General features: G+C 53.8%; 20 protein-coding genes and 2 tRNA genes. 21 read left to right on the top strand and 1 reads right to left on the bottom strand.

The window, feature by feature from the left end:
* Positions 1–78: 78 nt before the first annotated feature.
* The 18 genes from VMW30_07760 to VMW30_07675 all read left to right on the top strand — a co-directional run bounded on the left by VMW30_07760 (position 79) and on the right by VMW30_07675 (position 15,577).
* Complete coding sequence (locus VMW30_07760; protein HUW88251.1) at positions 79–879, top strand: electron transfer flavoprotein subunit beta/FixA family protein; 801 nt, start codon at positions 79–81, stop codon at positions 877–879.
* Complete coding sequence (locus tag VMW30_07755; GenBank protein HUW88250.1) at positions 876–1,829, top strand: electron transfer flavoprotein subunit alpha/FixB family protein; 954 nt, start codon at positions 876–878, stop codon at positions 1,827–1,829. Before VMW30_07760 ends, VMW30_07755 begins: the two co-directional genes overlap by 4 nt.
* Before the next feature lie 9 nt (positions 1,830–1,838).
* Positions 1,839–2,999: a cysteine desulfurase family protein gene (locus tag VMW30_07750; protein ID HUW88249.1), complete on the top strand. Its 1,161-nt coding sequence runs from the start codon at positions 1,839–1,841 to the stop codon at positions 2,997–2,999.
* Positions 2,996–4,072: a tRNA 2-thiouridine(34) synthase MnmA gene (gene mnmA, locus VMW30_07745; GenBank protein ID HUW88248.1), complete on the top strand. Its 1,077-nt coding sequence runs from the start codon at positions 2,996–2,998 to the stop codon at positions 4,070–4,072. Before VMW30_07750 ends, mnmA begins: the two co-directional genes overlap by 4 nt.
* Complete coding sequence (gene ligA, locus VMW30_07740) at positions 4,069–6,093, top strand: NAD-dependent DNA ligase LigA (GenBank protein ID HUW88247.1); 2,025 nt, start codon at positions 4,069–4,071, stop codon at positions 6,091–6,093. The genes mnmA and ligA overlap by 4 nt, the downstream gene beginning before the upstream one ends.
* Before the next feature lie 22 nt (positions 6,094–6,115).
* Entirely contained in the window at positions 6,116–6,247 is a 132-nt protein-coding gene (locus VMW30_07735) for a hypothetical protein (protein HUW88246.1), read from the top strand.
* A complete protein-coding gene (gene nadD, locus VMW30_07730; GenBank protein HUW88245.1) occupies positions 6,248–6,817 on the top strand; it encodes a nicotinate (nicotinamide) nucleotide adenylyltransferase in 570 nt (189 codons plus the stop codon).
* On the top strand, positions 6,804–7,178 hold the full coding sequence (rsfS, locus tag VMW30_07725; GenBank protein HUW88244.1) for a ribosome silencing factor: 375 nt from the start codon (positions 6,804–6,806) through the stop codon (positions 7,176–7,178). The genes nadD and rsfS overlap by 14 nt, the downstream gene beginning before the upstream one ends.
* Positions 7,171–7,836, top strand: coding sequence for a histidine phosphatase family protein (locus VMW30_07720; protein HUW88243.1), 666 nt, complete (start codon positions 7,171–7,173; stop codon positions 7,834–7,836). Before rsfS ends, VMW30_07720 begins: the two co-directional genes overlap by 8 nt.
* Before the next feature lie 135 nt (positions 7,837–7,971).
* A complete protein-coding gene (locus tag VMW30_07715; GenBank protein ID HUW88242.1) occupies positions 7,972–8,580 on the top strand; it encodes a hypothetical protein in 609 nt (202 codons plus the stop codon).
* 10 nt (positions 8,581–8,590) lie between these two features.
* Positions 8,591–10,057 carry a hypothetical protein gene (locus tag VMW30_07710; protein HUW88241.1) on the top strand — a complete coding sequence of 489 codons (1,467 nt, stop codon included), beginning with the start codon at positions 8,591–8,593 and terminating at the stop codon, positions 10,055–10,057.
* 260 nt (positions 10,058–10,317) lie between these two features.
* A tRNA-Ala gene (locus tag VMW30_07705) sits at positions 10,318–10,393 on the top strand.
* A gap of 273 nt (positions 10,394–10,666) precedes the next feature.
* Positions 10,667–11,764 carry a hypothetical protein gene (locus VMW30_07700; GenBank protein ID HUW88240.1) on the top strand — a complete coding sequence of 366 codons (1,098 nt, stop codon included), beginning with the start codon at positions 10,667–10,669 and terminating at the stop codon, positions 11,762–11,764.
* A 666-nt stretch (positions 11,765–12,430) separates the two neighbouring features.
* Positions 12,431–12,691, top strand: coding sequence for a multiubiquitin domain-containing protein (locus VMW30_07695; protein ID HUW88239.1), 261 nt, complete (start codon positions 12,431–12,433; stop codon positions 12,689–12,691).
* Entirely contained in the window at positions 12,666–13,862 is a 1,197-nt protein-coding gene (locus VMW30_07690) for a ThiF family adenylyltransferase (protein ID HUW88238.1), read from the top strand. The genes VMW30_07695 and VMW30_07690 overlap by 26 nt, the downstream gene beginning before the upstream one ends.
* A gap of 26 nt (positions 13,863–13,888) precedes the next feature.
* The gene (locus tag VMW30_07685; protein HUW88237.1) at positions 13,889–14,254 is read left to right on the top strand and encodes a DUF6527 family protein; all 366 of its coding nucleotides are present in this window, start codon (positions 13,889–13,891) and stop codon (positions 14,252–14,254) included.
* Between the two features lie 304 nt (positions 14,255–14,558).
* Positions 14,559–14,631 (top strand) — tRNA-OTHER (locus VMW30_07680).
* Positions 14,632–15,112: 481 nt separating this feature from the next.
* Positions 15,113–15,577: a hypothetical protein gene (locus VMW30_07675; GenBank protein HUW88236.1), complete on the top strand. Its 465-nt coding sequence runs from the start codon at positions 15,113–15,115 to the stop codon at positions 15,575–15,577.
* Between the two features lie 369 nt (positions 15,578–15,946).
* On the opposite strand, the gene VMW30_07670 is transcribed toward VMW30_07675, so the two are convergent.
* Complete coding sequence (locus VMW30_07670) at positions 15,947–16,456, bottom strand: hypothetical protein (protein ID HUW88235.1); 510 nt, start codon at positions 16,454–16,456, stop codon at positions 15,947–15,949.
* A 134-nt stretch (positions 16,457–16,590) separates the two neighbouring features.
* On the opposite strand from VMW30_07670, the gene VMW30_07665 reads away from it, so the two are divergent.
* The 3 genes from VMW30_07665 (at position 16,591) to fliD (ending at position 23,009) form a co-directional block, all read left to right on the top strand.
* Positions 16,591–19,377: a glycosyltransferase gene (locus VMW30_07665; GenBank protein HUW88234.1), complete on the top strand. Its 2,787-nt coding sequence runs from the start codon at positions 16,591–16,593 to the stop codon at positions 19,375–19,377.
* A 61-nt stretch (positions 19,378–19,438) separates the two neighbouring features.
* A complete protein-coding gene (locus VMW30_07660; protein ID HUW88233.1) occupies positions 19,439–20,341 on the top strand; it encodes a flagellin in 903 nt (300 codons plus the stop codon).
* A gap of 154 nt (positions 20,342–20,495) precedes the next feature.
* Positions 20,496–23,009, top strand: coding sequence for a flagellar filament capping protein FliD (gene fliD / locus VMW30_07655; GenBank protein ID HUW88232.1), 2,514 nt, complete (start codon positions 20,496–20,498; stop codon positions 23,007–23,009).
* Positions 23,010–23,017 lie beyond the last annotated feature (8 nt).

Below are 23,017 nucleotides of genomic sequence, written 5' to 3'. Positions count from 1 at the left end.
ATGCGCTCCTACGCGAACTCACAGGCCTTTCCGCCTGCCGAAATTGTTTCCGCCTGTACCGCCAAGTAGCATCCCACCATGAAGATCGCTGTCTGCGTCAAGCAAGTTCCCGATTCTTGGGCGGAGAAGAAGATGCAGGACGGTCGGCTCGACCGGGTCAACGTGGATGCTGTTCTCAATGATCTGGACGAGTACGCAGTGGAGGAAGCGCTGCGTATTGTCGAGGCCAATGGAGGAAGCGGCGAAGGCGCCCCGAACTCAGTCACGGTGATCTCAATGGGACCTGAGCGCACGGTCGATGCTGCGCGCAAGGCACTCTCGATGGGAGCCGATGGCGCCATCATCATCACTGACGATGCGCTCGCTGGTTCGGATGCCCTGGCGACATCGAAAGTGCTCGCCTCGGTCATTACGCAGGGTGAATTTGATCTGGTCATCTGTGGCACTGAATCAACTGATGCGCGGATGAGTGTTATTCCCGCGATGCTTGCCGCGCACCTGGGTTGGGCCCAATTAACTTTTGCTGGGTCGCTCACTATCGATGCTGCCGCAAAGACCGTAGCGATCGAACGCAATACGGATTTAGGTATCGAGAAAATGCGCGCTGCATTTCCGGCGGTTATTAGCGTTGTAGAGAAAATCAACGAACCCCGATACCCGTCCTTCAAGGGGATTATGGCGGCGAAGAAGAAGCCGATGGAGATCCGCTCTCTTGCAACGGTCGGCGTCGAAGCCAGTCTCGTGGGAGCGGCTGGGGCTAAGAGTGTCGTCGTCGATGCAACGCAACGCCCACCTCGTGCTGCCGGCATAAAAGTTGTCGATGATGGCAGTGGTGGAAATGAACTCGTCAACTTCCTCGTCGAAAAGAAATTGATATGAGCGATATTTTTATCCTGGCGGAATTCACAGGCGAGAAGATCGCAAAGACGACTTTCGAACTCGCGACCGTTGGTGCTCGTGCGGGGTCGGTCACCGCAATTCTTTTGGCGCCAATGGGTCGCGGCGCTGCGTTAGCGGGGCTCATCAATAGTGGTCCGATTTCAAAGGTCTTAGTTGTCGAGAGCGATGACTTCACGAGATTTGGCGTCCCTGCCGCTAGTGCAGCGATTAGCCAACTCCTTGCGCAGATGAAACCGAAAGCACTTCTCATTGCATCTAGCGCATTTGGGAAAGAGGTCGCGGGCTGTGTTGCGGTTGCTACCGATTCAGGACTGCTCACGGATGTTGTCGATGTTGCAGCAGATCTAAGTGCGACGCAATTGATTTTCGGTGGTTCGATGACGGTTCACTCTCGTGTGTCCACTGAGATTTCAATCATCACGGTCCGCCCGAATGCAGTCACGCCAGAGATGTCGTCAAGTGCGCCAGAAATCATCAACGCAACAGTTGAAATCCCAGCCTCTGCCAAACTCGCCGAAGTTCTCTCCTTGGAACCACCCGTCACTGGCGGTCGTCCCGAACTCACAGAAGCTCAAATCATTGTCTCCGGTGGTCGCGGTACCAATGGCGATTTCTCTCCGGTGGAAACATTCGCAGACCTCCTCGGTGCCGCGGTCGGCGCATCGCGCGCCGCGACAGATGCAGGGTGGTACCCGCACTCCCATCAAGTGGGACAGACAGGTAAGACCGTCAGCCCGCAGCTCTACGTTGCATGTGGAATTTCCGGTGCGATACAGCATCGGGCGGGCATGCAGACCAGCAAGACAATTGTGGTAATAAATAAGGATCCTGACGCTCCCATCTTTGAGTTGGCTGATTTCGGCGTAGTGGGGGACCTCTTTGCGGTCCTGCCTCAGGCCAGCGAAGGCGTGCGAGCCCGCAAGTCCTAGACTTGCCCTATGTCCATTTATCTCGACCACGCTGCAACGACACCGATGGTGGATGGTGCGATCGAGACTGTGACTGCACAGATGAGGAAGTTGGGTAACCCCTCCAGCCTGCACACTCACGGCCGCGCCATCCGGAAGGAAATCGAAGAAGCGCGGGAAGTAGTCGCTACCTCAATCGGGTCGCTTCCCAGCGAAGTCATCTTCACTGCCTCCGGCACTGAGGCAAATAACACCGCCCTGAAGGGGCTTTTCTGGGCTGGTCAGAAAATTGGTCGCAACCTCGTCGTCATTTCAGCGATTGAGCATCACGCGATCCTTGACCCAGCGCAGTGGCTGGTCGAACATGAAGGTGCCGAACTAGTCAAGATCGGTGTGGACTCCAGCGGGGTTCTCAATATTGGCGAACTCACCAATCTCATCGCGCAGCGCGGTGATGAGGTTGCCGTCATATCGGTGATGGCTTCAAATAATGAAACCGGAGTGATCCAACCGATCGCGGAAGTTGTTGAGTTGGCAAAGATCAATTCCATACCAGTGCACTGCGATGCGGTGCAGAGTTTCGGAAAAGTGCCGCTTTCTTTTAGCGAACTCGGGCTTACTGCAATGACGATCAGCGCACACAAAATCGGTGGACCATTTGGCATCGGCGTCCTTGTGTTGCGTCGGGCAGTAGAGATTCCGGCCTTGCTTCACGGTGGGGGACAGGAGCGCGAGATTCGAAGTGGCACATTGAATGCCCCTTCGATTCTTGCATTTTCTGCTGCTGTCAAGGAATCGGTGGAAACATTTGAGGTTCGCAATTTCCGAGTAGCGCAAATTCGAGATGACTTTGCCCGGCGGATAGTGGAAGTCATTCCTGATGCCTATATCAATGGAATTGAATCCACGCGCCTTCCTGGAATCATCAGCGTCACTTTCCCTGGCACCGAAAGCGATACGTTGTTGTTGCTACTAGATGCCGAAGGGATTTCATGCTCGACAGGATCGGCATGCAGCGCAGGAGTTCACCGACCAAGCCATGTCCTATTGGCGATGGGGCACACGGAGACGAGTGCGATGTCGAGCCTTCGGTTCTCACTTGGCACAACGACAACATTTGCAGAGATCGATGAGACCCTGCGCGTTCTTCCCTCGGTGATTGATCGCGGACGGATGGCTAATCTTCGATGAAACTGATTGCGGCGATGAGCGGCGGTGTCGACTCAGCAGTGGCTGCTGCCCGCGCGGTTGAGGCGGGTCACGATGTCATCGGTGTCCATCTTGCGCTCGCATCCAATCCGCAGAAGTACCGCTCTGGCGCGCGCGGGTGCTGCACCATCGAGGATTCGCACGATGCCAGGCGCGCTGCCGATGTGATCGGCATTCCTTTCTATATCTGGGACATGGCGCAAGAGTTTCACGAGGAAGTCGTAGAGAACTTCCTGGCCGAATATTCCGCGGGACGTACCCCCAACCCCTGTCTGCGGTGCAATGAGAAGATCAAATTCGCCGCTGTTTTAGACCGTGCACGTGCCATGAAATTCGACGGCGTTGTCACCGGTCATTACGCGATCACCCGGCAGGGAGCGATGGGCAAGACGCTACATCGCGCAATCGATGAAACTAAAGACCAGTCCTACGTGCTCTCGGTACTTACCGTCGATCAGATTCAAGGCGCAATTTTCCCGCTGGGTGACACCCGGAAAACGGATGTCCGTAAGGAAGCAGAAGCGCGCGGACTCTTCGTGGCCAACAAACCGGACAGTCACGACATCTGTTTTGTCCCAACCGGGGATAACGCGGGATGGTTACGCGATCGGTTGGGCAGCGAGATCGGACCGATCGTGGATCAAGAGGGACACCAAGTCGGTCAGCACAAAGGCGCATACACATACACAATCGGACAACGGCGCGGATTGGGGCTTTCTGTGCCGACCATTGATGGGTCGCCCCGTTTTGTTCTCAAAGTCGAACCTGAGACAAATACCGTTGTCGTAGGGTCGCGCGAGGATTTAGCGGTGTCAACAATGGTGGGCGAGAACCCCGTCTGGTGCGGTCTTTCTGTCGATGAGATTCCACGGCGTGGTTTCGTGCAGATCCGTGCTCACGGTCAGCCGCTTGCCTGCACCTATTACTTCAATGGCGAATTGTTGACTGCCCAACTCGACGAGCCGATTTTCGGCTTAGCAACCGGACAAGCGATGGCAATCTATGACGGGGATCGCGTGGTGGGCTCGGCGACTATTTGCGAGACACAATCGTGAGTGCGCAAGTACGTCGCAGAATTGCAGAATTAAGCGAGCAGATTCGAGATCACCAATTTCGCTATTACGTGATGGATTCTCCAGTCATCACAGATGCAGAATTTGATTCACTTCTAAAAGAACTTTCCGATTTGGAGGCGAAACATCCCGAACTGCGCGAAGCAGATTCTCCAACGCAGAATATTGGCGGAGGGTTTGCTACTCACTTCGAACAGCACAACCACCGCGAGAAGATGATGAGCCTGGACAACGTCTTTGACATGGACGAACTCAACGCGTGGTTTGACAGGGCGGAGAAGAGCGGCGCGATTTCGCAATGGCTCTGCGAACTCAAGGTAGACGGGCTCGCCATCAATCTCCTCTATGAAGACGGCCTGCTTACTCGCGCACTCACCCGGGGCAATGGTGTGACCGGTGAGGATGTGACCCTCAACGTCAAAACTATCCGTAATCTTCCGCACAAGTTGGTCGGGGAGAATCTTCCAACTTTGATGGAGGTGCGCGGTGAAGTGTTTTTCCCACTAGCCGCGTTCGCCGAACTCAATGCTTCGCTGGAGGAGTCTGGCAAGGCACTCTTCGCCAATCCGAGAAATGCTGCAGCAGGCTCTCTTCGTCAGAAGGATCCGCGGGTCACCGCCGAACGCCCGCTCAGCGTCGTTGTTCATGGGGTCGGTGCGTGCGAGGGTCACCAATTCGCTTCGCAAAGTGAGGCCTACGAAACCCTCAAGGCATGGGGATTGCCGACGAGTAATCGTTACAAAGTCTTTTCGAAGCAGTTTGAAGTAATCAAGTACATCGGAAATTTCCAGACCCATCGCCACGATCTCGAGCATGAGATCGACGGAGTGGTAATTAAAGTCAACCTCTTCGCACAACAGGAGAATCTCGGCGTCACTTCCCGCGCACCGAAGTGGGCTATCGCTTACAAGTACCCACCAGAGGAAGTAGTAACCAAACTTCTCGATATAAAGGTCAGCGTTGGTCGGACTGGCCGTGTCACCCCTTACGCTTTCATGGAGCCGGTCAAAGTTGCTGGGTCCACCGTCACCAATGCGACCTTGCACAACGCGCAAGAAGTTGCGCGCAAAGCAATCTTGATTGGCGACACTGTCGTTATTCGGAAAGCGGGCGACGTCATTCCGGAAGTCCTCGGACCGGTGATTGAGCGGCGCACTGGCACCGAGAAGCCTTTTGTTATGCCGACCAAGTGTCCTGAGTGCGGGTCCAAACTCCGAGCGATCTCGGAGGGCGACATTGATATCCGCTGCCCCAATACTCAGTTCTGTCCAGCGCAATTGCGCGAGCGGATTTTTTACATTGGTTCGCGTTCTGCACTGGATATTGATGTGTTGGGCTATGAAGCAGCGCAAGCCCTTCTGACCGATCAGATTATTAAGGACGAGTCCGATCTTTTTGCACTCACGGCGGAGCGATTATCGCAGTCGGCTTTCTTTCGAAAAAAAGATGGAGCACCCGGCGCAAATGTAGAGAAACTTCTGGCAGCCCTGCAGGAAGCAAAGAGCCGTCCACTCTGGCGAGTGGTTGTCGCACTATCCATCCGCCATGTCGGTCCGACCGCTGCCCAAGCCCTTGCCACATCTTTTGGAAGTATGGATGCAATTTCAGAAGCAAGCGCGGAGCAACTGGCCAATGTTGAGGGGGTCGGTCCCACGATTGCCGAGGCAGTCGTCGAATGGTTCGACCAAGATTGGCATCGCGCCATCGTTTCCGAGTGGGCGGACGCCGGAGTACGCATGGTCAATGAGAGTGCGGCCGCATTGCCACAAACTTTGGCGGGTCTGACCTTCGTTGTTACCGGGGGATTGGAATCGTTCAATCGAGATGAAATCTCAGAGGTGATCGCCGCTCACGGTGGCAAGGCATCTACGTCGGTATCTGGAAAGACCAGTTTTGTACTGGTGGGCGCTGATCCTGGCTCCAAATTGGCCAAGGCGCAGGAGTTGGGAGTGCCGATTATTGACGAGGCGACTTTCAAGAAGATGCTGGTGGGCGATCGGTGAGGGGCTCAGGTAGGATCGGGCCATGATTTCACTAGCCAGCGAGGTGGCAGAAGTAGCACGAGTGCTACCTGCAGATCCACTGTTCTTTGGTCTGTTCACCTTTGGTCTTCTCTCAGCCCTACTTTATTTAGTCCTTCGACTAGACCGGGATTAATTGTCCAACCGAGTTCGCATCGGCCTCTATGGCGGGACGTTCGATCCAATCCATAACGGCCATCTTCACGTAATTCACCAACTTTTCTCACTCAATATCGTCGATGAGTTGGTACTCGTTCCCGCGGGCGAACCGTGGCTACGCACTCGAGCACCTTTTGCATCAGGGGAAGACAGGCTGGCGATGGCAAAGTTGGCGCTCAAAGAACTTCCTGAAAATATTCAACCTCGCGTCACAGTGAGCGATGTAGAAGTAAGTCGGTCGGGTCCTACCTACACGATCGACACTGTTCTTGAACTGCAGGCAGGACGGCCGAAAGCCAAATGGCTTCTTATCGTCGGCACCGATGCGTACGAGAGCATCGAGCAGTGGCACAGAAGCGCAGAGCTCCAGGCGCTTATTGAGATTCTGGTCGTTGCCCGTGAGGGCAAGGGACTAGATATACAGGCGTTGCCGATTTCGGCTTCGCAAGTTCGCGCGCAGATTCATGCGAATCCAGCAGAAGTAAAAGATATTCCAGAGTCAGTTTGGACCTACATCAAAGAGAGACACCTTTATGCCCGCAAGTAAAGAAGTTATTGCAAGTACGGAGATTGCAGCGCATGCAATTCTCGAGAAACTCGGTCGCGACCTCGTCGCCATCGACATGTCGGATCAGTTGGTCCTCTGTGAAGTTTTCTTGATCGCCACCGGTCAGAACATTCCGCAGGTTGAGTCAATCGCCGATGAGGTTGAGCGGAAGATGACCGAGGCTGGACAGAAGCCAGTGCGCCGCGAGAATGGTGCCGAGTGGATTCTGATTGATTACACTGATCTTGTGGTACACATCCAGAGCCAAGAACTGCGCAATTACTACATGCTCGATCGTCTCTGGAATGACTGCCCGAAGATTGACCTGGAAGCAGTGAAGCAGGCGCATAGCCATGCCTAATGGAAATCGCGTCGTTCTCTGGCGCCACGGTCAAACAGACTGGAATATCAACAATAGGTTTCAGGGCCACTCTGATATTCCGCTCAACGAGGTTGGCAAATACCAAGCCGAACATGCAGCTCGCTTATTGGCGGATATGCAGCCAACGAAAATCATTTCAAGTGATCTGCAAAGAGCGCGCGTCACGGCAGAAGCTTTATCGAATCTGATTGGACTGTCGGTGGCAATCGATACAGATCTTCGTGAAACCAACGGCGGAAAATGGGAAGGCAAGACAGGCAAAGAAAATCGTGCTGAGGATTGGGCCAATTTTGTCCGATGGATTGATGGCGACAACAACCCAGCCGGCGAAACTGGCGAGAGACGCACCGATGTTGCAATCCGTGCAGTGGCGGCAATCGAACGCGCTCTTGCTGGTGGGGGAGACGAGCAAACACTTATCGTCACAACTCACGGCGGAACCGCGCGGTGCGTTCTGGGACATCTACTTGGTCTGCCACAGACTCATTGGGGCGTGATCGGTGGACTTTCCAATGCCGCGTGGTCCATCCTTCAAATGAGTCCGAAAGGCTGGCACCTGGTCGAGCACAATTCGGGGTCAATTCCTGAGCCGGTTTACGGCGAAGAGAGTGGCGCAGAGCCGAACGGGGAGAAATAAGAGGCTGTTGGCTTTATCGAAATTATTCGCGTTGCTGCAATGCAGGGGCCACGTTGTAAAACAATTTGTTGGATAAGTAGCTTTGCTCAGTCATTTTCCTAGACGAAGTTGAAAGCCAACGCTAGAGTCACTTGCATGCAAAAAACCATTGTAGGTGAAGCCCTACACGCCAAAGGTGCGGATGGTGCAAGACGAGCAAAGCGTTGGCTTGAAGGAACATCACGAGCCGAAGTACCTTGGGTAAATCCAGATAGAGGTGCAGCTGAGAAACTAGCAGGCGCGTGGCCGGTTGATAGGGAAACATTTAGTTTTGACCTGTTGGGATTCTTTAGACATGGTGATCTTGAGGGTAAAACTTTCTTTGCTGAGGTTAAAAATTATGCGAGTGGGTCAACTCTGGGGCAGCAGTACAAAGAATATTTGGCAAAATGCTACGTTATGATTGAATTACAGCCTGGATTCTCTGATCATTTTATGTGGATTGCCTGGGCACCTCATGGTGTCACCCAATGGGCCGATTTGTGCTCATCATCCTGGGTCACTGAGGCCGTAATCGAGCAAAGAGCCCGTATTTTTGATGTCGGTATATCGGAGGATGATGCGAGAGCAAGAATAGACATGGACCGCTGCAAAATTGTTGCTGATAGATTGTGGTTGATTATTTTGTCGGAAAAGCAAGAGCAATTGGTTCTCTCGCTTGAACACTTAGGGATCATTCGCAGTCACGAAATAGGGCAGGGGTGAAGACAAAAAAATGACAACGGGCTACTCTCACCAAGTTCTTGAAGCGTTGGACGACTCGAACCCACGCGAATCGATATTTCGCGTAAAACAAGTTGTTGCTAGGGAACTGGAGGCTTTTGATGATTCTGCGGAGGTGCGACTTACTGAACATTTCAACCACACCTTTTCTCCAGATATGGTTTTAGTTTGGCCCACCGAAAATAGAACAAGACAGGTTTACCTACGTTTTACCGACGATTTGACGGCTCTTATCGACGATTTTCCACTACTAGATGTTGCGAATAACCCCATGGTGTTTGGCCTTACAAGTCCTAATGGCGACGAGCAGTCAAGAAAACGTTTGGAATTGAATGCTCGTGAAGCGGGTATTTTTGTAACTGAGCCATTGGCTATTGAGACTCTTATGCATCCAAAGGACGAACAGAGGAATACATCGAGAATGCTTCGGAACTCACTTGCTCAAGGTGGGAAGGGAGCTCTAATCGGACGACCGATAGCTGAAAATCTGGCAAAGGTTATTCAGGATGGCATTTCCGGTGCTGGCGAGTTGAAGGTAACTGAGACAGCCGCGGCACTTGACGCCATGGAAAATTTTCTCGCAGCTCCACAAGCCTCTCGATTGACGCAAGTCCTGCATGCGGTATGGGATGGAGCCAACGGCCGTATAGATCAATTTCCTGGCATAAGGGAGTTGCCAGGGAAACTGAATACTCCAGCCTTACTTTTTCTTCTGGAATACATGGAGTCCGCGGATCCGACATTTTGGAGGAAGATTGGGAGAGGAATTAGTATCACCGAGTTGGCGAAACTTTCTTCAGTTTCTCATACTGATAATTTTCAACACCTTGTTAACGCAAATTTGAATTCAATTGGTGCCCGCGCTTGTCGAGTATTCGAAAATCCTTTAGGGATGGATGATTCTGACGGTGCACTATTTTCTTGGAAGCCGACACGGAAATTATTGGAATTGAGTGGACCAGGCTTTACAGCACAAATTGGAGATCTAAAGGATGATTTGGCTCCCGACGTTCATAATAAGAAACTCCCAAAGAGTCAGAATGATAAAAATAATGAATTGGGAATTAACGTTAAGAATTTCATTCATAGATGGCGCGATATGTCTGTCATAGACGTGCATATTGCAGACGAAAAAGACATTATTGATTACAGCACTAAGGACAACAACATCAACAAAGTTGCACTGCAAAACAAAGCAGCCGCTTTCAGTTCGACTCCCTATATTGAAAAATCCACATTTTCAACGCGGACGGGGAGAGTCTCTATTGATTTTGTTAATAGGACGGGTACGGGGATTACACGCTCTGAACTTCTTATGGCTGACTTAATTTGTGTGGCCGTGCCGATGCTCGCTGATTTAGAAGATGATGCATATATTGCGCTCGAGACCATCTTTTCTGATGAAATAGACAGGGAGTCTGTCGAAATACCTTTTTTCGACGATAATCCAAATAACTAGATCGCCTGGGCGAACGTCCGTGCTTGGCCGCACTCGACTATTTCGATTAAAAGCAAAAGCCTCGCGAAATTCGAAATGAGGAGGGAGGTCGTCGATGGGAGCAGGTGCGCCAGGAGAAATCAACCTCTTCCAACCAATCCACGAACCCGTTTACGGCGAAGAGAGTGGCGCGGAACCAACGGGGAGAAATAAGCGATTCCGTGTCGAGGGTGAGTGTGAGGTAAGGTCTGCCTTCGTAGTAATAGTTTTACCCAGTAAATGGGGCTGTGGCGCAGCTGGTAGCGCACCTGCATGGCATGCAGGGGGTCAGGGGTTCAAATCCCCTCAGCTCCACCAATAGCAGATATGTTCGAAAGATGCCCTCTGTAACAGGGGTTAACTTTGCTTGTTCCGGTACATGCACTCGCGCCAGTGCGGCTGACCTCATACCGCCGTGACCCCGGTTAAGCGTGTTTCGAGTGCCTCATGGCCTGTTGCTCCGGTACATATCTTTCGCAAATTGCTAACAAGGGTGGCATGTTCCGGTAGCCAATAGGGCAACCAAGAATGGCGACTGAGATTGCCGTCTTGCGGGACAGTCTCCATAATGCTTAGTCTAAGGAGATTCGTATGAAACAAGATGATCAAGCAGAGGTCCAGGCAAGTTTGTCGCTACCTGCGGGTGTCTCAGAGGACCAGATCTTGAAGGCGGTCGCGAAATCTGGTTACCCGTTGCAAACGGTCGTTTCGCACAAGCTCAGGCAGGTTGAACGCGTGCAGCAGCAACCTGAATGGGGTTTCCTCGATCGGACAACTGGCGATATGCGGGCGCTCGACATACTTGCCACGATCAATCTTGCGGATGATAATCCGAATAAATTCAGGGTTCGCGCCGGGGTCGCATTGCTTATTGAGTGTAAGCGCTCGGACCTACCTTATGTCTTCTTCACTGAGTCGGAGTCGCCTTACGGGAACTTTCCGCATGTCTCAGGTTTGAAGAGCGAACTGCTTGTCGTGAAAACTGATGATGATCGTTCCACTTGGAATCTTCCCATACTTTTTACCCTTGGACTCGACCGCCACAAATTCATCCTCAGTCCGTCCTCTTGCGTCACGTTCAGTAGATGTGAACGCAAAGGTCAGGACATCGTGCTCTCGGGATCAGATCCTTATCAATCGATTGTCTTGCCTCTGCGCAGTGCCGTTGACCACTACCGCAGCGCGCTTACTCCACCCTCGACAGCCCACTACTTTGATGCTCAGCTCGTCGTCGCGCTTAGCGTGATCGATGCACCTATGCTGTCGGCGGTGGTCAGTGACGATGGCACGACAACATTGCAAAATGTTCAATGGCAACGGCTGTGGCGCAACGAACCGGACGCTGCAACGCCTAGTTATGAACATGGCGAGACCTCGGCGATCGACATTGTTCACGTGGACTATCTCGAGGAGTATCTCGAGTCACACCTGCTGCCATTCTCGCGGGAGTTTGCGCAGCGTGCGCATGCCCACCATGAAGAATTGGCGTCGAGCAAGGCGTTTATTCGCGGTATGGGCCAAGACTCCTGGACGAATCTCCATGAGAGGCTGGAGCCTCAAAAGGTGTCGCTCCCTATGACCGACCGCAAGGTACAGGAAAATCTTGTTCTGTCGGTTGCACGATTGGCACGGGATGGTGCAAAGATCAAAAAAGAGAACGTCCGGCTTCGTAGGAACCGCCACCGGTAGTGCCAAGTGCCGCAGCGACGTGTGCGTCTGGCTGATGTGCGGGAATCCCTCCAGATTAACCATAGACTCAACATATCTCAGTCAGATCCGGGACTGAGAAAATGTTAAACACACTGCGCCCGTAGAATTCCTGTATTGATACCGAAGGACCCGGGGGTCGATTTCCGGCACCTCGGCTCTTTCCGCGACCGGAGCCCCACCATGCTAGGGTTCTTAAAACGCAGTTCTGTCCACACGTTTATGTAAGCAATGAAGAGGCCCATGAATCTTTGCCTCGAATTGTTGCTCTAGCGCTGGGTGTTGTTAGTCTCGGCGTCCTTGCGGGTCTTGAAAGAGCCTTTTCGATAGTTGTTCAGTCATCTGCGGCGCTAACGTTGACTCCGGTCACTCAGGTGCTGACAAATTAGCTCAAGTGGTTGCGAAGATCTCTAGACGATTCAGTGACCCGACGACCTGTTGAAGCCTGCCAGTCAGAAGGCATCGACCGGTTGTCAGTGCCCGCTGATACCGTGACATTGTGGAAGTGAACCCCACCTACCGGGGTGAGTCTTTGCACTTACTAAAATCGCTGTATGCGACTTTTGTCGAAAGGAAAGAGTCGTGGCTAGCGAGCCATTACGGGAATAGTACATTCGTTAGCGAACTTGGATATCGGAGGTTAGAGAAATGGAACACGCTCAAGATTCGAAAATAGTAACCATCATCGTAGAAGGCACGCCACACGAGTGGCCCAAGAACGAGGACATCTCGTACGCTCAAGTCGTTACCCTTGAAGTGCCTGACTATCCGCAGCACACGGACATCACCTACGCGGTCACTTACCGCAATGGTCACGGGGAGAAACCGGAAGGTGTATTGGTGCCAGGTGCGTCCGTTAAGGTCAAGGAAGGTATGAGCTTCAGTGTTTCAGAGACTGGTCAGTCATAACGACGACCTAGCGCGACTTGTCAATAAGGGTTACGCGGTCGCCTTTGATGTCACGAACCATCTAGTGGTTCGTGACATCCCTTATCTTGGCTCGCTTGGAGAATTGCAGTGGGGTGCCATCGTTGCAAAGTTGGAGTTCATCGATCTGAACTACGTCAAGCAGACCGATCACCAGATATTTTTTGCAGGATCTACTCCTCACGAGCTGGACGGAAGTCCCATCGCAAACCTGGGTGGCGGACCGGCCAGCATTCCGCTAAGTGAGACTTGTGTCGATGTCAAAGTGGAGCGGTCATTTTCGAACAAGCCCAGAGTTAGCGGCGTTCTCACAGGGTTCGTGGACTTTTTCGCGAAAATTGAGAGTTATGTCGCGATCATCAGCGGTCCCGCGATTGAGGCTCACAGGGTCTCACCCCTTTCGTACAGGTCGGTTACTGATGACGCAAACGATCCCATCTTCAAATTCCGCGATACACTCACAAGCCGGGCGGAGATTGCTGCACTCGCATCGAAGTTTGAGGATGAGGTAGTGGCCGTAATCGGCTTGGGCGGGACTGGGTCCTATGTTTTGGACTTCCTAGTCAAGACCCGTGTGAAGGAGATCCGCGGTTTTGATGGTGACAACTTTCATGTGCACAACGCATTCCGCGCACCCGGCCGAGCTCTTGAAGAAGAGTTCGGCAAGTCTAAAGCGCAAGTCATGGAAGATCGATATGGAAACTTCCGCCATGGGTTGGTGCTTGAGCCTACCTACATCGATGAGACCAGTCTGGACGCAATCGAGGGTGTCACCTTTGCGTTTGTGTGCGTGGACAAAGGTTCGTCGCGGGCGCGCATATTTGACCTCCTTATCAACACCGGGATCCCATTTGCGGACGTGGGCATGGGACTGAAAAAGAAGTCTGACGGTTTGAGTGGTCTTATCCGTACAACTTACTTCCCACCAGATCAAGCATCAAAGAGACGGGACCGCGGATTCGCTGCACTGGTTGATGAACCTGATAATCTCTATCGCGCGAACATACAGATTGCCGAGCTGAACGCATTAAATGCTGCGATGGCGATTATTAAGTACAAGCATCGAGCCGGGTTTTATCGAGACGACACTCCGGCATATCACCACATTTTCAACATCGCTGAACTCAAAACTTACGAAGAAGGTTCCGAGTGAGAATCAAACTCGAGCGTGTGCATTTCATGCCAAAAGTCCTCGAGCCGGGTGTCCTCTATTTTGCTGAGGAGTATGGCGCTGCTGCACACCTCTGTGCGTGTGGTTGTGGAACCAAAATTCGTACACCCATCGGGCCAACGGAGTGGAGCGTCGACGAAGGGTCGCAGGGCGTTTCACTGCACCCATCTATTGGAAACTGGCAACTTCCCTGTCGTTCCCACTACTTGATTACTAGGGGTGAGGTCATCTGGAGTGGTCGATGGACAGAAGATCAGATTCAGATGGGGCGAGAGAGAGAGGTCTCGCGACGGTCGGATTACTATGCGATTAGACAACCGGGTCAACGCAAGCCGGGTATCTTGCTTCGGCTGTGGCGAAAGTTCTCTCGATAATCCAGATGGGCCCGGCCTTATCGGCACCGACTATCTACACATTCGCCACTCGACCAGGGTTAAACATTTGTTTGTATTAGCAGTGCTAAGGGCCACCATGTGATGTGTCGAGACATAGTGAACAGATGTCTCCAGACATAGTGAATATTTTTTTGCAAAGAAAAACCCCTTGGAGATTAACCAAGGGGTTTTATGCCCAATGACGTAGGTAACTAAACCTTAGCACCACTCACATGCGTTACTTATTAACACTCCAAACTTTCATGCTTAGGAACAAGAGTCTTGCGAACTACCTTCGACTCATGCGGCTGTAGCTCAGCGGATAGAGCAGCCTCATGACGTAGGGCAGGCGGTGAGTTCGACTCTCACCAGTCGCATAACGGTGGAGTGACCTTCGCTTCGTCAACGAGGGTCATTTCATTTGCCTTATATTGCGAAGATGCCCGGCAGGACTTCACTCATATGGAATCGCATGCTCGAATCGATCAGCCTGACATCCGAGAGCGTGTAACCACTGAGGTCAAGTTGGCCAATCAGAAGTGTCCTCGCTTGTGGTTCGATGGACCCTCAGAGAAAAGGGTGTTGTAGTCATTGGTCCGGGGCCCTACAGAAACCGCTTTGATCTGCCCAACGTTCTTCGGACACCTCCTAATCTAGACATCCAGATAGGTGTCGGAAGAACGTTGGGCAGATCACTCAGGTGATACCAAGGTTTTGGGGGTTGTTCACCAGTGGTTTGAGCCTTGGTGAGCGTGGCAATATGAAGTATTGGGATGATTTGCCGGACGTTGCCCTGGATGCTTGCGCAGATTGTATTTATATGTATAATCCTACATATAATCATACAAGGGGGGTATTATGAGTTTGCTACTTTCGGGGAGTGCCTATCAGGTAACTGACCTCCAGAGGGATGCCCGTACCGTGATTGATGAGGCTCGTGACTCTAGTGCCCTTATCAGGGATAAAGATGGCCTGATGCTCATAATTCAGCCCGCCGATGTGGCTCAACAAATGTCACTCATTTCCGACCTAATGGGGAACTCCATTCGACTGGGCAAGGCTTTGCGTCGTCCACCGTCTGATCGTGACATCAGTAGTTATGGGACTTTTGCCTGGGTATCCATGCTCGCTGAGGAAGATCAGCGAGAGTTTCTCCAGGATCTTCTTGATCAGGTTCTGGTTAGTCATAGCAGTGGCTCTACCAGCGAATTGGAAGACTTTATCGGGGACTGGAAGGCAACTGCGCTGGTGCATTCCGACGAGGAACTGCGCGATGAGCTAACAGGGGATCTAGACAGCCCTCTTTCTGACGTTGTGCTCTAAGGGTTCCCGCCAACACAATGGGATGGACGATAAAGCCAGCTTCATCTAAAGCCCGCAAACAGTGGGATGACGCGTTCGAACAATGGCAACAAGAAATCACCAGTTCCGGGAGGGTTTGGTATTGCCCTGATCGCAAAACCGTACGGTGTGGATTACGGCCGTGTCCCTTAGTCATCCAAAGGAAACCGACTAGCGAAGCGGTATGACGCAAGGCAATGTTGGCCATTTGTTTGTGTCGGCAGCGGATAGGGCCACGGTGTGATCATTATTTGAAAAGCAAACTGGGCTGTCCTGCCAACTGCATATGCATGTTACGAAGATGCGTCGATCCATCAATCACTATTAATGCTTTGTCTAGTGGTGATTACTTTATTTGAGCCAGTCATCGATCGAGGCAACACCCGCTGCATATTGTTTGCGCACGACGTCCTGGATTTGACTGAGTCGGTCGTTAAGTTGACCTCGCAGTTTGTAAAACACCTGTCGTTCCTGCTTTGTGCGAGCCAGGAGATCGTGCACCGCAGCGTGATCACTTAGGTTGCTGGTGACCATTTCAGCGTGGAGACCCAGCAAGGCCTCTGCCTGATCTATCGCAAATTCGGTGACGGGAGAGATCGACCATCCTCCTTCTATCCATCCAGAGGCGAGTATCCGAGGGAGGTCATCCACGATTACTTGTAGGACATCCTCACTTGATGACGTAAGGCTGTGATTGAGAACTTCGATGTCAAGAGATAACACGCCGATGGCGTAGGAAACGGAGACCGAAGCCCGCACCAGGTCAGTCCGCCACTGCCGCAGGATCGCGGTGGGGGTGGCTTCATCGACCGACTCTGTACTGGTGAGTAGGAAGTCAATTTGATGGAGAGAGCCTGCCATGGTATTGAGGATAGACTTAATCTATGAATGTCAGTCAAGGAATGTTACTGGCGGGTTTGAATAGATAGGTTTGAATAGATAGAGAGGTAAATTTAGGCTAAGTACGGGCCGTTATACGTTAGGTGAATCCTCAAATGACACACCCTACGGCCACCGTCGCACCTCTGCTCTCGGTCTGCCTCATCGTCAAAGATGAGGAGGCGATGCTTCGGTCGTGTCTTGAGTCGGTGGCCGATGTCGTTGACGAGATCGTTGTGTATGACACCGGGTCGAGTGACAGTACTGTCGAGATTGCGCGGAGTATGGGGGCTCGAGTCTTTGAGGGTTATTGGGATGGCTCCTTCGCTCGCGCTCGCAACGCCGCACTAGAACAGGCACTCGGCGAGTGGGTTCTTGTGATCGATGCCGACGAGAGATTTCTTGGCGATCGGCAGGCCTTGCGAACTCTGCTAGAGAGCCAGGGTTCAGAAGTTGAGGCGTTTTTGGTAGCAGTCGAGAACCTCCAGGGGGCGGGGAATGCTCGCATGGTCCATACATCGACCCGTCTCTTCCGCCGCAGCGTGGCTGTCTATCGCCACCGTCTCCACGAGCAAGTGGTTGCCATCGACGATCCAGATCGGCCCTTGCGAACCAGTTACTTGAGTGGGGCACGTGTTATCCACTACGGCTATGTCGCCGAGGTGTTTCAAGGCAAAAATAAGGCCGAGCGCAACCTCGAACTCGCGAAGGCCGCTCTCGGTGATAAGGGTCAGAGTCGGGCCTACGGCTTGATGAACTACGGCCGAGCCCTTGAGACGGCTAACCGCAGCGAGGAGGCGGTCCAGGCCTTGAAAGAGGCGGTTTCGATCTCAGAGAGTTCGATCACCCACGGGATGGCCCTGAAGAACCTCATCTACATTCTGGGCCGCCTGGGCCGATTCGACGAAGCTCTTGCTCAGGTGGAGGAATTGCGCAGAATCTCTGTTCTTCAGATTGCGGCCGACATCGCCGAAGGCCGTATGAGGATCTCCATGGGTGAGACCGAGGCAGGGCTGTCCCTATTGGCCCGCGTTCCTCCGCGTGGTCGCGACGATGACGGTATGGAGTACACCGCCCATATGCTCGCAGCCGTGCGAGGTGAGGCTTTGGCCTCTCTTGGAAGATTTGCTGAGGCAGCTGACGTTGTGCTTGAGGCAATTCGCGGCGAAGGTCTGTTCGCTGCGGATCTAGGTGAACTTATCTCCTGGCTCATTACGGCGGATAGGTCAGTATTGGAGATAGTTGAGGTATTGGATGTTGCCGACCTGGTGGGGGTGCTCGGGCGGATGCTAAGTCAACCAATGGATGTCGCTGATGCGTTATTGGAGGCGATCTGGGTGAGGTTTCCAGATCAGCTCGAACCACTGGCCGCCGCCGGCAGGCTCGGACCGCGCTTGCCGGTGGCTAGGGCGCTTGTCTGGTCGGCGCGGCTTCGTGCGCGGGGGCTGGAGCGGGCCTGTCCCTTGCTGTTGATGGCTCGCAATACTGACGTAGATCCGAGGTTGCGTATTCTCGCTGGCGCGGCGGCATTTGGAAGTTTCGGCGACCATGGGGTCATCAATGCTGTGCACGAGGCGCGTAGTCGACTTGATTCGGCAGCACGTGTCGAGGCGGATGAACAGATTGGTCGGTTGGCACCGGGCCTGCTTGAAGCTCATCACGTCGACAGCGTTGCAGTGAATGAGATGACACCAGCGATGATTCCGAGTTTCATCGAGCGTGGACGGTCTATTGGGGTGGCGCCGGTGCCGAAGGTTGCCGCACGCGCTCGTCGTGGCGGTGTTAACGTGGTGGGCTCATTTGAGGGCACGACCGCCGCAGCTCACGTGGCTCGTACGTTGGCTTCGGCATTGGCCAGCCATGGCGTGAAGGTGTCGACGACCAGCTACCAGTCGAACGGTCGACCGGGTTCAGAGGAGTGGACTCATGGTGACGACGGAGATTACCCTTTTGACACGACGATTCTGGTGATCTCGCCGGAAGAACTGGCCAATTTCGTGATGGACAATGGTGCTTCCGCCTTTGAGAATCGTTACATGATCGGTCTGTGGCTCTGGGACTTTGAGCGGCCCTCGCAGATGATGAGTACGGCTGCCCGCATGGTCCACGAAATTTGGGTACCGTCGACATTTACCGCCGACGCGGTCGCTCAAGCGACCGACCGACCGGTGATGCGAATGTTTCTTCCTGTGAGCCACGAGCAACCACCGTTACGAGAAAGTCCCGCTGCCGCTGGATTCACTTTTTTGGCCAGTGTCGATTACGACATCGGGTTTGAGCGGCAGAATCCTCTAGGTATCGTGGAGGCTTTCGGCAAGGCGTTTCGACCCGGCGAAGGACCCAGGCTCGTGATCGAGACGGCTCACGCGGAGCATTATCCCGCCGATCACGCTCGGCTCGTCGCCGCCCTTGCGGGCCGATCTGACATGGTCGTGTTGAGTGACTCTCACGGTATTTCCGGGCGGATCCTCAACAGTCGGGTAGCGGGGCAATCGTGCTATGTCTCGCTTCATCGAAGCGAGGGGACCGGTCGTGTGCTGGCGCGTGCGATCTCTCTGGGAATTCCGACAATCGTGACACGTCATTCGTTCAGTGCGGAACTGCAGGACGGACGTGAGGGTTTTCTGATCCCATGCAATCGTGTCCCGATTTCTGAGAGTGAACGCCAGGGTGCCGCTGACGGGCGATGGGCCGAGCCAGATCTTGATGAGGCGGCCAAGGCGATGCGCTTGGTCTTTGAGCAACCGAAATTGGCTACTGCGAAGGCAGCGAGGGCAAAGGATCGAGGGCGTCGGCTCTTCTCGACAGGCGCCTCGGCTAAGGCAGTGCGGGACAGGTTGGCGGTTATCGATCACCTTCGCCACGGCAATGCCCGGGCGGAAGAACTACTACATCATGCGTAGTGCCTCGGCCAGGTAAAGAAGTTTTGTAGCCCACTCAACTTTTGGCCCTCATGGTCCGTATGTGAGTGTGGGGCAAGGATGCCCCGTCTTTCTTCGGAAAGATCTAGTCAACAGGAGGACAAATCCCATGGCGGGTATCGATATCAATTACAACGCCTCGGCTGTAAATTCATACAACAGTCTTGCCAATACGTATACTGCACTTTCTAAAGTCGTCAGCCAGCTCTCGTCAGGCTTACAGATTCAATCGGCTTCCGACAATCCTGCGGGGTATGTGATCGGGCAGTATCTGGAACAACAAGGCAATGGTTACACCCAGGCGATCAGCAACGTGCAGAGCGCTGTGTCGGTGCTCCAAACGGCACAGGGCGCGCTGGGTCAGGAAGCCTCTATCCTCCAGACCATGAACATTCTTGCTACCCAGGTTGCCAACGGTGGTACCCAGACCGCCACCACAATGGCGGCAACTCAGGCGCAGTTTGCGTCACTGCAGGCCCAATTGGATCAGATTGCCGCAAGTACGAACTTCGGTGGAACTTCTCTGCTGGATGGTTCGTACACTGCTCAGATTTTCCAGGTTGGTCCGTATAACACTACGAGTAACCAAGTTTCGCTTTCGATCGCTGATTCGAGTTCGAGCGCGTTGGCTGTGAGTTCCGCTTCGGTCAGTGTTGGAACGGTAGCGGCAGCTCAGGCAGCGATGACTGCCGTACAGGCGGCGATTTCCTCGGTTGCGCTCCAGGCGGCCAACGTCGGTGCCACCCAGAACCGGATGACATCACTGTCTTCCAACCTGGTGACCGCGAAGGAGAACATCGACGCGGCTCATGCCAACCTGGTGAACGTGGACGTTGCGGAAGCGACGACCAGGTTTGCCTCGTTGCAGATTCTCCAACAGGCGGGTATGTCGGTTCTGTACCAAGCCCAGAACCTACCAAGTTTGGCGCAGAAACTACTCCAGTAATCGAACCGTCACACTCCGGGCCTTCACTTCCCGGAGTGTGACGGATTTTATTCATGGGATACGTCTGTGAGACGTGAGAGCAGGTTCCCCCATCAAGATTAGGAAACCATCACGCCATCGAAAAGTACAAGGTCAAGAATGGAGAGTGACGCTCATGTCAGGACCAGTAAGTTTTGGTGGACTGTTATCGGGACTCAACACCAGCCAGATTATCAATGCGCAGATGGCAATCTTCCAATATCCGCTGCAGGTACTGCAGTCGCGGCAGGCCATGCTGAATACCCAGATTTCCGACTACCAGACCATCAACTCTGGCCTGCTTGCCATGAAACAGGCTGGTGATGCTCTGTCCAACCCATTGGCTTTTGCGCAAGCCTTCTCGGTTGGTTCGTCCAACTCCTTTGCCGCCACTGGTGCAATTACTTCGGGTAGCCAGGCCGGGTCGATTACCTTTGCCGTGAACCAGTTAGCTACGGGATCAACCCAGATATCGGCGGGCACGGTTTCCGCGACGAGTAACGTGGTGGCCTCTGGGAATTACCTGGTCGGATCAGGTGGCGCCGCCATAGGAGTTGCCTCTTTTGGTGGTCAGGCTGCGCTTTTAGCGGGGGCTCATACAATTAGTGTGACTCAAGCCTCTACCGGTGCAACGGTGGCGGGCAGTACTGCGCTCGCGGGAAGTACCTCGATCACATCGGCCAATAACACGATCGACGTGAGCGTCGACGGCGTCGCTTCGACCCTCACCATCGCGACGGGGAACTACACTCCAACGCAGTTGACCCAGGCAATCACCCAAGCCTCAGGTGGCACGCTTAATGCCTCGGTTGGGGCGGGCGGGGCTCTGTCGATCGCTACCGCTCATCAGGGTTCGACCGCCTCGTTACAAATCACCGGAGGTAGCGCACTTGCCACGGTGGGGTTGGCGACCAGTCCGATTGTCGCGGGCACAGACGGGATCATCAACGTTGACGGTACGGCCACGACGGTGACAAGCATTGCCGCCACCGGCACGACACAGGTTGTTCTTGCCTCCGGGAGTGGGGGATCGATAACGGCCAATCTCTCCGGCAGTTTGAATCTGGGGAGCATGAGCGCCCAGAACGTGTCGGTGGGCAACGGGTCTCTAGCATCAGTGGTGAACGCCATTAACGGAGCAAATGTCGGGGTGAGCGCAACCGCTCTGCAGGTTGGCACGAACCAGTACGTCCTGGAGATCACATCCTTAAAGACTGGATTGACAGGGGCGGCGACAATCGACACCCAGGCGTTCTCGACCTCATCGCTCGGGATCATGCAGACCACGACCGCTGCCCAGAATTCCATCATTTCGGTGGGTGGAGTGGGTGGTCTGCAGGTGGTTTCTTCCGCCAACACGGTGACAGGACTGCTTCCCGGCCTGACGGCGACGCTTTCGCAGGTGAGTGCGACTCCAGTGACACTCACGATCGCACCTGACGGCTCCAAGATGGCCAGTCAGGTATCGGCGCTGGTCGATGCGGCTAATAAGATTCTCTCGTTCATTTCGACCGAAACCGCTTACAACCCGGCGACCCGCGTCGCAGGCCCTCTCAACGGTCAGACTTCGATTGGCGCGCTGGCTCAGCGGATCTTGTCCGTTGTGGGCAACGCTATTGGCACCTCGGCGGCTGGATCTAGTGGCACACCCGGAGAATCTGCTGGGTTGGCGATCACCTCGACGGGCACCATCACCTTTAATGAGAGTGCGTTTGTATCGGCCTACAACGCAAACCCCACTGCAGTTCGGTCTATGTTCACCGTAGGCGGGACATTCTCCCCTGCGAATGCAGCCTACGCCGGTCAAGTCAGCGTCGTGGGTGCTACAGACATGACAACGCCGGGTAGTTACGCGGTGTCGATCAGTCAGTCGGCGTCCCAGGCTCTTGATGTTGGTTCGGCTGCATTCGCTGCGACTACCTCAACTCTGGCTGCTGCAGAAACCTACACAATCACGTCGGGCACGAGCACCGTCACCTATACGATCGGTGCTGGTCAGAGTATTGCCGCCGTGGCCAGCGGTATCAACGCGGCGTTGGCCGCGGCAGGGATCGGTGCGTCGGCCTCCCTGACTGGCGTGCCTGGGTCCTACCAAATGCAACTTACCTCCGCCGATTACGGTTCGACGGCCACTTTTACGGTCGGCGCCTCGGGCACCGATCAGTTGGGACTCCTCACATCAGGTGCGACCTATACCGGCATTGATGTGGCTGGAACTATTAACGGTCAGGCAGCCACAGGATCGGGTCAGATGCTCTCCCTGGCCAACCAGGCCGATCCCGCCAATGGACTCTTTCTCCAAGTGGGCACACCGGGTATCGTCACAGCCACCTCACTTGGCACAGTCAACTACAACCCCGGTTTCGCCCAGAGTCTGGCTAATGTGGCCTATCAGGTAACAGCATCGCCCGGTGGACAGATACCAGCCACAATCACTGGCCTGACCAACACTTTGGCCAACGTGATGAACGAAATCGTCCAACGGAAGCAACTGATCAGCATTCAGCAGGAGATGCTGACCCGGGAGTTCGTCAATATGGAGAGGGTGTTAGCTCGACTCACGTCAGAGAGCAAGTTTTTGTCGTTGTCTTCGGCCGCCGCAACATCGACGTCATTGTTCTCCTCCGGCTCCACGTTGAGCATCGGTTAAGGAATCTG

Source organism: Candidatus Paceibacterota bacterium (assembly GCA_035530615.1).
Classification (GTDB): Bacteria; Actinomycetota; Actinomycetes; order Nanopelagicales; family Nanopelagicaceae; genus QYPT01.
Note: the sequence above shows the minus strand (reverse complement) of the source record. Positions and strands in the feature narration are given on the sequence as shown.